This is a genomic window from Faecalimonas nexilis (genome assembly GCF_059731825.1).
Genome location: NZ_AP029189.1, coordinates 1,634,315 through 1,648,262 on the forward strand (window position 1 = coordinate 1,634,315; position 13,948 = coordinate 1,648,262).

A 13,948-nucleotide genomic window follows, 5' to 3' on the forward strand; every position below is an offset into this window, starting at 1 on the left:
AAGGTTGCATATTTTTTAAAAACAGTCATTACAATGATAGTAGACGAAAAATATTATAAAGGAGCAAGTTGCCATGAAAAGGTTTCTAGCACTGATGGTAAGTCTGGTATTATGCGTTACAGATGTGTGTGCAATGTCAGAGAGCGAAGGAATACTTTACGAGGAAACGAAAGCCGGAACAGAGGAATCTGCTTTTGGGGAGCTGGAAATCAGCACACCATCGGCTGTTTTGATGGAGGTGTCTACCGGAAAGGTAATTTACGAGAAGGCGGCAGATGAACAACTTCCGCCGGCGAGTGTCACGAAGGTAATGACATTATTGTTGATTTTTGATGCGTTGGAAGATGAGAAAATAAAGCTGACTGACATAGTATCCGTATCGGAGTATGCGGCGTCCATGGGTGGCTCGCAGGTGTTTTTAGAGCCGGGAGAGACACAGACTGTGGATACGATGATAAAATGTATTGCGGTGGCGAGTGCGAACGATGCTTGTGTGGCAATGGCAGAGCACATATGGGGCAGTGAGGAAGAATTTGTAGCAAAAATGAATGCAAGGGCAAAGGAACTCGGTATGGAACACACGAATTTTTTGAACTGTAATGGACTTGATGCAGACGGACATGTGACGACAGCGCGGGATATTGCCCTGATGTCGAGAGAATTGATTACGAGATATCCGAAAATTCACGACTATTCTACGATATGGATGGAAAACATTACACATACGACCAAGAAGGGGACAACGGAGTTTGGCCTTGCGAATACCAACAAACTGATCAGACAATATCAGTATGCGACAGGACTAAAGACCGGCTCGACAAGCAAGGCAAAATTTTGTCTGTCAGCAACTGCAAAGAAAGATGATTTAGAACTGATTGCAGTAATCATGGCAGCGCCGGATCCGAAGGCGAGATTTAAAGATGCGACAACGCTTCTAAATTATGGATTTGGAAAATGTACGAAATACAAAGATACCACTCCGTTTGAATTAGAGCCTTTGAAAATAAGGGGTGGAATTGAAAAAGAGATGCCTGTCGCTGTGGAGACGGAATTTCAATATATTGACACAACAGGAGCCAATTTATCAGGGATAAAGCGAAAAATCGAAATCGATCAGGAAAAACAGGCTCCGGTAAAAAAAGGAGAAAAAGTCGGAACGGTTACATATCTGTTGAATGGAAAGAAAATTGGGGAGATTTCGATTCAGATACAAAAAAGTGTAGGGAAAATGCAGTTTAAACATGCATTTGCAGAGATATTTCAAAATTTTCTATTGTAGAATGAGTTAAAAAATTATATAATGCTAGAGAAATAATAGTACAGGTTCAGATTTGGATCTGTACTGTTTTATGGAATGGAAAAGAAAAAGAAGGCGGGAGTGGCGGTATGGGAAATGTGATTATTGTACTTGGAATCGTGTTATTGACCGTGCTTATGGAATCTTGGCGGGAGAATCATGTATTTAGAACGACCTATTACAATATACAATCATCCAAACTGCAAAAGCTGAAGAGGAAACGGAAGGTTGTTGTGCTAAGTGACTTGCATAACCAATGTTATGGAAAGAATAATCAGAAGCTTTTGACGGCAATACGAAGAGAAAACCCAGATCTGATACTGATTGCCGGAGATATGTTGATTGGGAAAGAAGGAGTTTCGCCAAAGCCAGCAAAAGAATTTGTCTCTGCACTTCCTGCTATTTGTGATGTATATTATGCCAATGGGAATCACGAACAGCGGATGAAGGAAAATACAGAAAAATATGGTGAGACTTATGCGGTATATCAAGAACAGTTAAAGCGTGCAGGAATTCACTTTTTGGAAAATGAAGGAGTCAGATTAAGCTGGGATGGACAGGCTGTTGATGTATATGGGTTGGAAATTCCGCATCGATATTATAAAAAATTTGAAAATATAGAACTTCCGGTGGAAGAAGTAGAAAGCTGTATCGGTGAAGCTTTTGAGGGACATTATGAGATTTTGCTTGCGCATAACCCGGTGTTTGCAAAGACCTATCTGAAATGGGGAGCAGATTTAATTTTGTCCGGACATTTGCATGGAGGGATTGTGAGAGTTCCGAAGCTTGGCGGTGTCATTACGCCTCAGGCAAGGTTATTTCCGAAATATTCAGGCGAATTGACTATGGAAGGAGAAAAGGCTGTTGTAGTAAGCAAAGGACTTGGAACGCATACGTTTCGGTTTCGTCTTTTTAATCCGGCGGAGATGATTGTTCTTCAGATAGGAGGAGAAAAATCATGAAAGACCAGTATGGAAGATTGATTGATTATCTTCGAATATCTGTCACAGACCGATGCAATCTGCGTTGTGTGTATTGTATGCCGGAAAAAGGTGTGACGTGGATTCCTCACAGTGAAGTGCTGACTTATGAGGAACTGTTAACAGTGGGTAAGGCAGCGGCAGCACTGGGAATCAAACACATAAAGATAACTGGAGGCGAGCCTCTGCTTCGAAAGAATGTGACGGAATTTATTGCAAGATTAAAAAAGACCAAAGGAATTGAGACGGTAACGCTTACTACGAACGGTATTCTGCTTCCAAACTACATTGAACAGTTGTCGAAAGCGGGAATTGATGGAATCAATATCAGTCTGGACACATTGGAAGAGAAAAAATTTCGAAAACTGACACGAAATGGTGAGGTAAAAGATGTGTGGAAGGGAATTTCTTCGGTTATTCCCTATGATCAGATCAACATGAAGATAAATTGTGTTCTGGCTGGAAAAGACTGGCAAAAAGATGCCGTACATGTGGCAGAAATCGCAAAGAAATATAGAATTCATGTGAGATTTATTGAACTGATGCCGATTCAGAATCAAGAGGAAAAGGGAAATCTGGAAGAAGAAATAAAGGCATTGCTAGAAGATGTTTATGGTCCTATGAGAAGGTGCGAGGAGCGAATCGGATTTGGTCCGAGTGTCTATTATGAATTGCCTGAGTTTTGTGGAAAGATTGGCTTTATTAGTGCAGTCAGTCACAAATTCTGTAATCAGTGCAACCGTATACGTCTCACTTGTGATGGAAAACTACGGTTGTGCCTGCAATCAGAAAATGCGGTAGATCTAAAGAGCGCCTTGCGTCAAGGTGCCTGCGAAGAGGAATTGAAGCAATTATTGGAAAAGGGATTACTTGAAAAACCAAGAGAACATCGATTTGGATGTGATTGCATAGAGGGAGAGGCAATGTCCAGAATCGGAGGATAAAAGAAAGGATAGACAAAATGAAAAGAAAAAAGTTAGTGTGTTTATTAACTGCGTTTGCGGTTATGATTGGTATGGCGGGATGTATAAAAGAAGAAAAGAAAGCAGAAAAGAGGAAACAAGAAGTTGAATTGCACATATTGGCGGCAGCCAGCATGACAGATGCATTGACGGAAATTTCTAAGACATATAAAAAAGAACACGAAAATGTAAAGTTTGTGTTTAATTTTGATTCTTCCGGTACATTGAAAACGCAGATTGAAGAAGGCGCTCCGGCAGATATTTTTATTTCTGCGGCGATGAAACAGATGGATGAATTGGATAAAGGTGGATTTATTAAAAAGGACAGTATTGTGAAACTTTTGGAAAATAAGGTTGTCTTGATTCAGCCAAAAGATGCGAAAACAGAGATCAGCTCTTTTGAAGACGTGGCAACAGATAAAGTATCCATGGTTGCAATTGGAAATGCTGATGTTCCGGTAGGACAGTACACAGAACAAATTTATAAAAATTTGGGATTATGGGATCAGGTCGCAGCGAAGGCGAATTTGGCGACTAATGTCAGACAGGTACTGGATTGGGTTGCCACAAACAATGTAGACTGCGGAATTGTTTATGCTACAGATGCGATGATAGAAGAGAATGTGAAAGTAATCTGTGAAGCACCGCAAGGGACATGTGATCCGGTAATCTATCCGGCGGGAGTTGTCAAATCCAGTGAGAATGCCAAAGCGGCAGAACAATTTATGGAATACTTGAAAACGGATGAAGCAAAATCTGTATTTACAGCGTATGGATTTACGAATTATGAGGAGTAATCAATGGATATCTCACCACTTCTTTTATCGTTAAAAACAGCGTGTCTGGCAACAGTCATTACATTTTTTGCCGGACTTTGGATTGCCTATAAAGTGATAAAAATAAAGCATGGAAAAGCGGTATTGGATACAATATTAACATTGCCGATGATACTGCCGCCGACAGTCGTCGGCTTTTTTCTATTGCTTTTTTTTGGAAAAAGCAGTCCGTTGGGAGCGTGGCTTTCCGAACATGGAATGCCGATTGTATTTTCATTTGCAGGTACGGTGATCGCATCTGTGGTTGTATCTTTTCCATTGATGTACCGAACTGCACGCAGTGCATTTGAACAGATGGATCAGAATCTAGTGTATGCGGGACAAACGTTAGGCCTTTCTAATTACACGATCTTTTGGAAAGTTATTTTCCCGAACTGTTTTCCGGGAATTGCAGGGGGAACGATTCTGGCATTTGCAAGAGCTCTCGGAGAATTTGGCGCAACAATCATGCTTGCCGGAAACATTCCGGGAAAAACACAGACAGTGGCGATAGCGGTATATTCTGCCATGCAAAACGGAAACCGCACACAGGCATATCAATGGGTTGGGGTTATCATGCTGATTTCTTTTTTGTCAATCTTGCTTATGAATCTTGTAAACAGACAGCAGATGAAATATGCAATTAGGAGGAAATAAGATGTCTCTTTCGGTAAATATTAAGAAAAAAATAGAAGGATTTACCTTGGATGTGGCTTTTGAGGCAGAGAATGAATTTTTTGCTGTTCTTGGGGAAAGCGGTTGTGGAAAAAGTCTGACACTTCGATGTATCGCAGGGATTGAGAGACCGGATACGGGAAAGATTGTGTTGAATGGCAAAGTGCTGTTTGATTCGGAAAAACATATTAACCTGCCGCCTCAGAAGAGAAAAATCGGTTATTTATTTCAAGATTATGCATTGTTTCCAAACATGACTGTTGAAGAAAACATCGGAATCGGTATTGAGAAAAAGCGAAGAAAAGAAGAGGTCGCGCGTTTTGTGAAGATGTTTTTTCTGGAAGGGTTTGAAAAAAAATATCCGTATATGCTTTCAGGTGGACAAAAACAGCGAGTGGCCATTGCGAGAATTCTCATTCTCAATCCTGAGATGATACTTTTGGACGAACCGTTTTCAGCAGTTGACAGCTATTTAAAATGGAAATTGGAACAGCAGATCATGGAGCTTGCAAAATTATATAACAGCACAATTCTCTTCGTTTCTCACAACAGAGATGAGGTTTATCGGCTCTGTGATAAAATGGCGGTGATTCATAACGGAAAAGTAGAAGTGACAGGTGAAAAAAAGGAAATTTTCAAAAATCCAAGGACGGTTTCAGCAGCAATCCTGACGGGGTGTAAAAACATAACAGAGATGGTAACAGAGGGGCAATATATATATTGTAAGGACTGGAACATCAGAAAAAGAATTGTATGTTCAGAAAAAGTGATTGGAAAAGCACTTGGAATCCGGGCGCATGATATAAAAGTAATCAAGGAAAGAGAATATGCGGATGCAAAATGTGTTGTGGAGGATGTGATTGAGTCGACCTTTGATATGATTTATCTTCTGAGACCGGATGGGGCGAAAAAACCTCTGCGCATGCAACTTCCAAAAAGCCAGGTTTTGGTTTATCATGAAAAGGAAGAAGTGTATATTTCTCTTTGGGAAGAGGCACTTTTATTTTTGCAGCAGTAATAGCGGAATCCTTGAGAAAGAACTTGTCGAAAAGTGTACTATCCCGTATAATAAATAGCAGTGAGTAAGGGAAAAGGAAGACAGATAAATGGGAATACCGGTGAAATTGCAAGTGTTTGAGGGACCGCTTGATCTGCTTTTGCACTTGATTGAAAAAAATAAGATTGATATCTATGACATTCCGATTGTGGAGATTACCAATCAGTATATGGATTATATCCGTGAGATGCAGAAGAAGGACTTGAATATTATGAGCGAATTTCTTCTGATGGCAGCAACACTGTTGGACATTAAATGCAAGATGCTTCTTCCGAAAGAAGTCAACGAAGAGGGGGAAGAGGAAGACCCAAGACAAGAGCTTGTAGGGCAGCTTTTGCAATATAAGATGTATAAATATATGTCATATGAGCTTCGGGATCGTCAGATTGATGGTGAGCGTATGATGTTCAAAGGCCCGGATATACCGGAGGAAGTCAAAACCTATCAACAGCCATTTGATTTGGATGAGCTTTTGGATGGACTTACTTTGGCAAAACTGAATCGGATATTTAAAGATGTCATGAGACGTCAAAATGATAAGATAGATCCTGTAAGAAGTATATTTGGTAAAATTGAGAAAGAAGAAGTGACCGTGGATGATAAGATGGAATATCTGAATGAGTATATCAGAACACATCACAAATTCAGCTTTCGTAATCTTTTGATGCACCAGAAGTCAAAACTGCACATTGTAGTTACATTTCTTGCTGTTTTGGAGATGATGAAAATCGGAGCGATCACGATTGAACAGGAGCATACATTTGGAGAGATTATGATTACTTCTCGACAAGATTCACAATCCGGTGAAAGGTGGAATACAGAGAATGAAGATTAAAAAGATGGAAGGGATTATAGAAGCAATTCTCTTTACAATGGGAGAATCGGTTGAACTTGATAAGATTGCAAGAACATTAGAGCAGGATGTGGAGACAACACGGAAAGTAATACACAATATGATGGATCGATATGAAAAAGAAGATAGGGGAATTCATATTATTGAATTGGAAAATGCATTTCAAATGTGTACCAAAAAGGATACGTATGAGTATTTGATCCGAATTGCCAAACAGCCTAAACGTCATGTTCTGACGGATGTTGCACTGGAGACGCTCTCGATTATTGCGTATAAACAGCCCATTACAAAGCTTGAGATTGAAAAGATCCGTGGGGTGAAATCAGACCATGCAGTTAACAAGCTGATTGAATATGATCTGGTTGCGGAGGTCGGAAGAATGGATGCGCCTGGAAGACCGCTTTTGTTCGGCACCACAGAAGAATTTCTTAGAAGATTCAGTGTGCAGTCTGTCGATGAGCTTCCGAGTATCAATCCGGAAAAAATGGAGGATTTCAAAGCGGAGGCAGAAGATGAGGTACAGTTGCGTCTGAACCTCTAAATAGGAATGGATGTTTCGTGCATTGCATATATTGAACAAAAGAATCAATAGGCGGGACATCGTGAAACGGATATTAGTATTTATATTGACATGTGCGCTCCTTTTTGGGATAACCTCATATGCAAAAGAGGAGGAGCCAAAACAATTATACGCCCAGTCAGCGGTCCTTATGGATGCGGACAGTGGGCGTGTTTTGTTTGAAAAGAATGGATATGAACAAAAAGCAATGGCGAGTACGACAAAGATTATGACCTGTATTTTGGCGTTGGAAAAAGGAAAACCAGATCAAATTGTCACAGTGTCAGAGAATGCGGCAAGACAGCCGAGAGTACATTTGGGAATGGCAAATGGAGAACAATTCTATCTGCGTGATCTTTTATATTCTTTGATGTTGGAGTCACACAATGATTCGGCAGTTGCAATTGCAGAACAGGTGGGAGGAACAGTAGAGGGATTTGCTCGAATGATGAATGAGAAAGCAGAAAAAATCGGATGTAAGGATACATATTTTATAACACCAAACGGTCTGGATGCTTCTGATGAAAATGGGAAACATTCTACAACAGCGGAAGAACTGGCAAAAATCATGCGGTATTGTATTAAGCTTTCACCTCAAAAAGAGCTGTTTTTGGAGATAACCCAGACGCAGAACCACACATTTACAGATGTAGAAGGAAAGCGACAATTTTCCTGTAATAATCATAATGTGTTTTTAGGGATGATGGATGGAGCACTGTCTGGGAAAACTGGTTTTACAGGTGATGCGGGGTATTGCTATGTTGGGGCTTTAAAGCAGGGAGAAAGGACATTTATCGTGGCACTTTTAGGGTGTGGGTGGCCAAACAATAAAGGTTATAAATGGAAAGATACGAAAGCATTGATGGAGTATGGACTTCAAAAATATGAATACGAGAATGTATTCCAAAAACAGGACAGCTCTTGTATCATCGTTGAAAATGGGATTCCGGAAAGTGATGATATTTTTGATGTGGCGATGGCAGAGACAAAAATCAAAACAGATACGCAGGAACTGCCATTTTTGTTGAAGGAGGGGGAAACAGTAGATATCAAGACTGATATTAAAAAGACATTGAAAGCGCCCGTCCAGGCAGGAGAGACTGTAGGGAGTGTTACATATTATCTGAAAGATTTTAAAATAAAGGAATATCCGCTTGTAATTACAAAGTCAGTGCCGCAAAAAACATTTATATGGTACTTACAAAAGCTCTTTACTATGTATATGTTAAAATAAATCAATAAAAATGATTAAATTTGTCACTGTTGCGTGATGGATAAATATGGTAGGATAAATAAAGATAATAAAATTGATTTATTTTAACAAAGGGGTAAGAAAGATGAAGAATTTTGAAAAATATGAGAGAAGTTATTTTATGCCGCCTGAAATCAGCTATGATTGGGTAAAAAAAGATTATATTGACAAAGCGCCGATTTGGTGCAGTGTGGATCTGCGAGATGGAAATCAGGCACTGATTGAGCCGATGAGTTTGGAAGAAAAGATAGAATTTTTTCAGATGCTTTTAGCAATTGGATTCAAAGAGATTGAAGTTGGTTTTCCGGCAGCTTCAGAGACAGAGTATCAGTTTCTGCGAACCTTGATTGAGCAGAATATGATTCCGGATGATGTGACGATTCAGGTTCTGACGCAGGCGCGTGAACATATCATCAAGAAGACATTTGAGGCAGTCAAAGGAGCACCGCATGCAGTAATTCATTTATATAATTCGACATCGGTAGCGCAACGAGAGCAGGTGTTCAAAAAATCAAAAGAAGAAGTAAAGCAGATTGCAATCGACGGTGCAAAACTGTTAAAAAAACTTGCGGATGAGACAGAAGGAAACTTTACATTTCAATACAGCCCAGAGAGCTTTCCTGGAACCGAGGTTGATTATGCATTGGAGGTGTGCAATGCAGTGTTGGAAGAGTGGAGACCGACGAAAGATAATAAAGTCATCATCAATCTTCCGACAACTGTTGAAAATGCAATGCCGCATGTGTTTGCAACACAGGTAGAGTATATGAGTAAAAATCTGCTGTACAGAGAGAATGTGATCTTATGTCTGCATCCACATAATGACAGAGGATGCGGAGTCTGTGATGCAGAACTTGGTGTGCTTGCAGGAGCTGATAGAATCGAGGGAACCTTATTTGGAAATGGAGAGCGAACAGGAAATGTGGATATCATCACACTGGCGATGAATATGTTTTCTCATGGCGTGGATCCAAAACTTGATTTTTCAAATATGGGAGAGATTTGTGAAAAATACGAGAGACTGACAAGAATGCATGTGTACGAAAGACAGCCATATGCTGGAGAATTGGTATTTACTGCATTTTCGGGATCGCATCAAGATGCAATTGCGAAAGGAATGGCATATAGAGAAGAAAAAGAGCGCGCCCATTGGACAGTTCCATATCTTCCGATTGACCCAAAAGATGTTGGAAGAGAATATGATTCAGATGTGATTCGCATTAACAGCCAGTCAGGAAAAGGCGGCGTAAACTACATATTAAAACAAAGTTTTGGAATTAGTCTTCCAGAAAAAATGCGGGAGGAAGTTGGTTATCTTGTGAAGGATGTGTCAGACAAGGCGCATAAAGAACTTACTTCGGAATGGATTTATCATATTTTTGAAGAGAATTATATTCATGTCAAAAATACGTTTGCAATTGATGAATGCCATTTTGAACAGGGAGATGGAATGAAAGCAGATGTGACTATTGGCTATGATGGCAGAAAATATGTGATGATGGGTGTTGGAAATGGACGGTTGGATGCTGTCAGCAATGCAATCAAACAATATTTTAATATCGGTTACGAGTTATCTTTTTATGAAGAACATTCTCTTACTAAAGGCTCGTCGTCAAAGGCAGTGGCATATGTAGGGGTAAACTGTAAAGGAAAGGTATACTGGGGAGTTGGAATTGATGCAGATATCATCAAGGCATCTATAGAGGCATTGACCGTTGCGGTAAATAAAATTGAAGAGATACAGCATGCTAACGACGAAAAAGAGGAGAGAATGATAGAAATTTTGAATTATATCCAGGCGAATTATTTGCATGTGACTTTAGATGATCTTTCTGAAAAATTCTTTTTATCAAAGCCGTATTTGTCAAAATATATTAAGGAAAAATCAGGTATGACATTTGGAGAAATCGTTAAAAAAGCAAGAATGAAAAAAGCAAAGAATTTGTTGAAGACAGGAAACATGACTGTAGAAAAAGTAGCATTGGCAGTTGGATATCAGAATGTAGAGCATTTTAACAGATTATTTAAAAAGGCATATGATATGACGCCTGTGCAGTATCGGAATCGAAAGGAATAAATCAAAAATATGAAAAAAACTGGTTTGAATTTTATTTTCAAACCAGTTTTTTGTATGGAAACTTATTCTTCTGTTAACTTGTTTAATGGTTTTGTCAGTAAGAACATAACAACCGCACAGATGAATGCAACGATTGCAAATGTTACGAATACTGGCATAATACCCATTTTTTCAACGATTTTCTGGAATTGACCGTTGATTAAGTTTGCAAAGAATGTTGCTAAAGTCCAAACACCCATCAATACAGATAAGTATTTCTTTGGAGCATACTTACTTACGAAAGAGTTTCCAAGTGGGGAGAAGCAAATCTCACCGATTGTAAGGAAGATTCCGAATAAGAAGATCCACATTACATTACCTTTTACAGAAGATGGAGCACCAACACCTCTTGTTAACTCTGTCATTACAAGCATAATGTAAGAGATTCCCAAGAATACAAATGCAAGAGTGATTTTGCTGAACATTGACAAGTCACCTTGAGGTCTTTTTGCTAATTTTGCCCACAATTTAGCAGCTGCCAAACTGAGAACGATACATAACAGACCATTCCATGTTGTTGTTAAGTGAGCTGGCGAAAGTTCGAAGAAACCAAGGTCTCTGTTTACATAATCCTGTAAGTAGAATGTAAGAACAACGTCCTGCTGATAGTAAGCCAGCCAGAAAATAATTGAGATGGCAGATACCAAGACGATAGCCCATACGTTTTTCTTCTCTTTTGATGTAAGTGGAGCTGTTGATTTTTCTTTCTTTTCTTTCTTTACTTCACCGATTACATTTCCGTTTGTATCTGTAAGATATTTAAATGGCTTGATACCCTGTCCCTGTAATTTTCCATAGCAAAGTGTAAAGAAAATACCACCGATGATTACAAGAATACCGCTAAGTAAGAATACCTGACGGAAACCTAACATCTGTCCTTGCTTAAATGTGTACATATATAATGTTGCACAGATCATAGATCCAAAGAAAGAACCAATGTTAACGAATGAATACTGGATAGAAAATGCTGAATCCAGTAAATCCTGGTCATCAAACAGACGTCCGATAATAGCAGCAAGGTTTCCCTTGAAGAATGCAGTACCGATAGATACGACTAAAATCATTACCCATACCATAGGTACGCTGTGTGCCTGCCATCCGCAGAAATATCCAAGACCCATGATGATACATCCAAGTGTAACGGCATATCTGGCACCTAAGAAACGGTCGCTTAACCATCCTCCGATAATTGGTGTGATGTATGTAAGTGAAGTAAGCCAAACTGCGATTTCACCAGCCTGTGCTTTAGTTACTCCGATACCGCCTTCTGCTACAGATGCAGCAAGGAATAAGGCTAAAAGCGGTTTTGTACCATAGAACGCAAAACGTTCAAATGTGTAAGTGATACAACAAATGTAAAATCCAATCGGATATTTTGCTTTTTTTGCTGTTCCCATAAATAAAGTCCTCCAAATAAAGTTATTTTAAATTTCTCTCGTGTAGATGCGAAGCCATTCTTCTTCCTCTTTTGTCAGATGAGGAGCGATGATATCATAAACTTGCTTATGATATGCATTCAGCCAGGCTTTTTCATCTTCCCTCAGAAGATCTGGATTGATTGCATCCAAATCAATAGGTACATAGGTGATTGGCTCAAAGTACATGAACTGTCCATACTCAGTCTCTTCACCTTTTCGTACTACTAATTCATTTTCGGTACGGATACCATGAGAACCCTCGATATAAATACCAGGTTCATCTGTAATCACCATGCCGGCTTCCAACGGATGCGCTTCATGTCCGCGAATGCGCCATCTAAAACCGGTAGGTCCTTCGTGGATATTTAGAAGATAACCAACGCCGTGTCCGGTACCGTGATTGTAATCAAGACCTAATTCCCACATTGGCTGACGGGCTAATACATCAAGATTATAACCGCAGCAGCCATACAAAAATTTGGCTCTTGACAGGTTCATCATACTTCTTAAAACTGTTGTGAAATGAAGTTTCAACTCATCATTGATCTCTCCTAAAGCAACAGTTCTTGTAATATCTGTGGAACCTTCATAGTAATTTCCACCAGTGTCTGTTAAGAACAGATTTCCGGCTGTCAACTCACAGTCTGTCTCTGCGGAAGAAGTGTAGTGACACATTGCAGCGTTTGCCTTGAATGCGCAGATTGGCTCAAAGCTAGGCCATAAGAAACCTTCCTGTTGGGCGCGCAGACTTTCAAGTTTGTCTGATGCGCTCATCTCAGTCATCTTTTCTTTACCAAGGCTTGTTTTTAACCAATACATGAATTTCGTATGAGCAACGCCATCCTTTACATGTGCTTTTTTGATGTTTTCAATTTCTACATCATTCTTCATTGCTTTATATAAAATAGTAGGATTGGTCTTTTCAACTTTTTTTGTACTATCCGGGATATTATTATACAAAGCATAATTGATTCTTGCAGGGTCAATCAGGACTGTGTTATTAGAATCAAAGTCTTTTACAAAAGTATAAATGTCATTATATGGATGGAAAACAACATTATCCTTTTTAAGTTCTGATTTTACATGTTCATCTAGTCTGCTTTCATCTATAAATAAATGTACTTCATTCATCGTGATTACAGCATAACTTAGAACAAGAGGAGAATACATTACATCGTTTCCTCTGATATTAAGAAGCCATGCAATATCGTCCAATGTAGTTAAAACATGTACGTCAGCACCGTTTTCCTTCATTGCATCTCTCAAGCGAGAGAGTTTGGAAGTTGTGGCTTCACCGGAAAATTTTTCATCCAGTAAAAATACAGGTTCGGCTGCAAGGCTTGGCCGTTCTTCCCAAACGGCATCCACAAGGTCGTAAGAGTATTCAATACGGATATTCTTATAAGAAAATTGTTCTGCGAAATCTTTTCCTTCCTGCATAGCGATGACACGTCCGTCAAATCCTAAAGTCCCATTTTCAGGGAGTACAGAGTCAAGATACTCCGAGACAGTTGGAACTCCCGCGTTACCCATGCGATAGAGTGTTACACCACTCCCGGCAAGCTGAGCTTCCGCCTGAATAAAATAACGTCCGTCTGTCCAAAGACCTGCAGCATCTTTTGTGATTACAGCGGTTCCCGCTGAACCTGTAAAACCAGTGATAAATTCTCTGGATTTAAAATGTTCACCGACATATTCACTTTGGTGATTATCTGCAGATGGCACAACATAAGCATCGATATGTTTTTCTTCCATAAAGGAACGAAGCTTCGCTATTCTGTCTGATACGTTCAATCCGAATACCTCCTTAAAGTAATTTAGTAAATTATTATCCCGTAAGTTGAATTGTAGCATAAACGAAAGACAGGTACAAATGTTTTTTTTAGAAAGTAGGGTATGTGAAAAAAATATCAAATATTATGGAAAAAGAATTGCTATTTCTAAAAATATAAGATATAATTAAA

12 protein-coding genes are annotated in these 13,948 nt (G+C 39.4%); 10 read left to right on the top strand and 2 right to left on the bottom strand.

Features of this window, described 5'->3' with window-relative positions; genetic code table 11:
* Nucleotides 1–73: 73 nt before the first annotated feature.
* The 10 genes from AC6I5B_RS08155 to AC6I5B_RS08200 all read left to right on the top strand — a co-directional run bounded on the left by AC6I5B_RS08155 (nt 74) and on the right by AC6I5B_RS08200 (nt 10,527).
* Entirely contained in the window at nt 74–1,279 is a 1,206-nt protein-coding gene (locus AC6I5B_RS08155) for a D-alanyl-D-alanine carboxypeptidase family protein (RefSeq protein WP_004613822.1), read from the top strand.
* 107 nt (nt 1,280–1,386) lie between these two features.
* A complete protein-coding gene (locus tag AC6I5B_RS08160) occupies nt 1,387–2,259 on the top strand; it encodes a metallophosphoesterase (RefSeq protein ID WP_118208360.1) in 873 nt (290 codons plus the stop codon).
* The gene (gene moaA, locus AC6I5B_RS08165) at nt 2,256–3,221 is read left to right on the top strand and encodes a GTP 3',8-cyclase MoaA (protein WP_044987713.1); all 966 of its coding nucleotides are present in this window, start codon (nt 2,256–2,258) and stop codon (nt 3,219–3,221) included. The genes AC6I5B_RS08160 and moaA overlap by 4 nt, the downstream gene beginning before the upstream one ends.
* Before the next feature lie 17 nt (nt 3,222–3,238).
* Nucleotides 3,239–4,036: a molybdate ABC transporter substrate-binding protein gene (gene modA, locus AC6I5B_RS08170; protein ID WP_022250416.1), complete on the top strand. Its 798-nt coding sequence runs from the start codon at nt 3,239–3,241 to the stop codon at nt 4,034–4,036.
* A 3-nt stretch (nt 4,037–4,039) separates the two neighbouring features.
* Nucleotides 4,040–4,711: a molybdate ABC transporter permease subunit gene (modB, locus tag AC6I5B_RS08175; protein ID WP_004613818.1), complete on the top strand. Its 672-nt coding sequence runs from the start codon at nt 4,040–4,042 to the stop codon at nt 4,709–4,711.
* Between the two features lies 1 nt (nt 4,712).
* On the top strand, nt 4,713–5,747 hold the full coding sequence (locus AC6I5B_RS08180; protein ID WP_022250415.1) for a sulfate/molybdate ABC transporter ATP-binding protein: 1,035 nt from the start codon (nt 4,713–4,715) through the stop codon (nt 5,745–5,747).
* An 88-nt stretch (nt 5,748–5,835) separates the two neighbouring features.
* The gene (locus AC6I5B_RS08185) at nt 5,836–6,621 is read left to right on the top strand and encodes a segregation and condensation protein A (protein ID WP_144166748.1); all 786 of its coding nucleotides are present in this window, start codon (nt 5,836–5,838) and stop codon (nt 6,619–6,621) included.
* Nucleotides 6,611–7,180 carry an SMC-Scp complex subunit ScpB gene (gene scpB / locus AC6I5B_RS08190; RefSeq protein ID WP_004613815.1) on the top strand — a complete coding sequence of 190 codons (570 nt, stop codon included), beginning with the start codon at nt 6,611–6,613 and terminating at the stop codon, nt 7,178–7,180. Before AC6I5B_RS08185 ends, scpB begins: the two co-directional genes overlap by 11 nt.
* 10 nt (nt 7,181–7,190) lie before the next feature.
* Complete coding sequence (locus tag AC6I5B_RS08195; RefSeq protein ID WP_004613814.1) at nt 7,191–8,432, top strand: D-alanyl-D-alanine carboxypeptidase family protein; 1,242 nt, start codon at nt 7,191–7,193, stop codon at nt 8,430–8,432.
* A gap of 103 nt (nt 8,433–8,535) precedes the next feature.
* Nucleotides 8,536–10,527: a 2-isopropylmalate synthase gene (locus tag AC6I5B_RS08200; protein WP_004613813.1), complete on the top strand. Its 1,992-nt coding sequence runs from the start codon at nt 8,536–8,538 to the stop codon at nt 10,525–10,527.
* 62 nt (nt 10,528–10,589) lie between these two features.
* On the opposite strand, the gene AC6I5B_RS08205 is transcribed toward AC6I5B_RS08200, so the two are convergent.
* Entirely contained in the window at nt 10,590–11,963 is a 1,374-nt protein-coding gene (locus AC6I5B_RS08205; RefSeq protein ID WP_004613812.1) for a peptide MFS transporter, read from the bottom strand.
* A gap of 27 nt (nt 11,964–11,990) precedes the next feature.
* The gene (locus AC6I5B_RS08210; protein ID WP_117787183.1) at nt 11,991–13,778 is read right to left on the bottom strand and encodes an aminopeptidase P family protein; all 1,788 of its coding nucleotides are present in this window, start codon (nt 13,776–13,778) and stop codon (nt 11,991–11,993) included.
* Between the last annotated feature and the right edge of the window lie 170 nt (nt 13,779–13,948).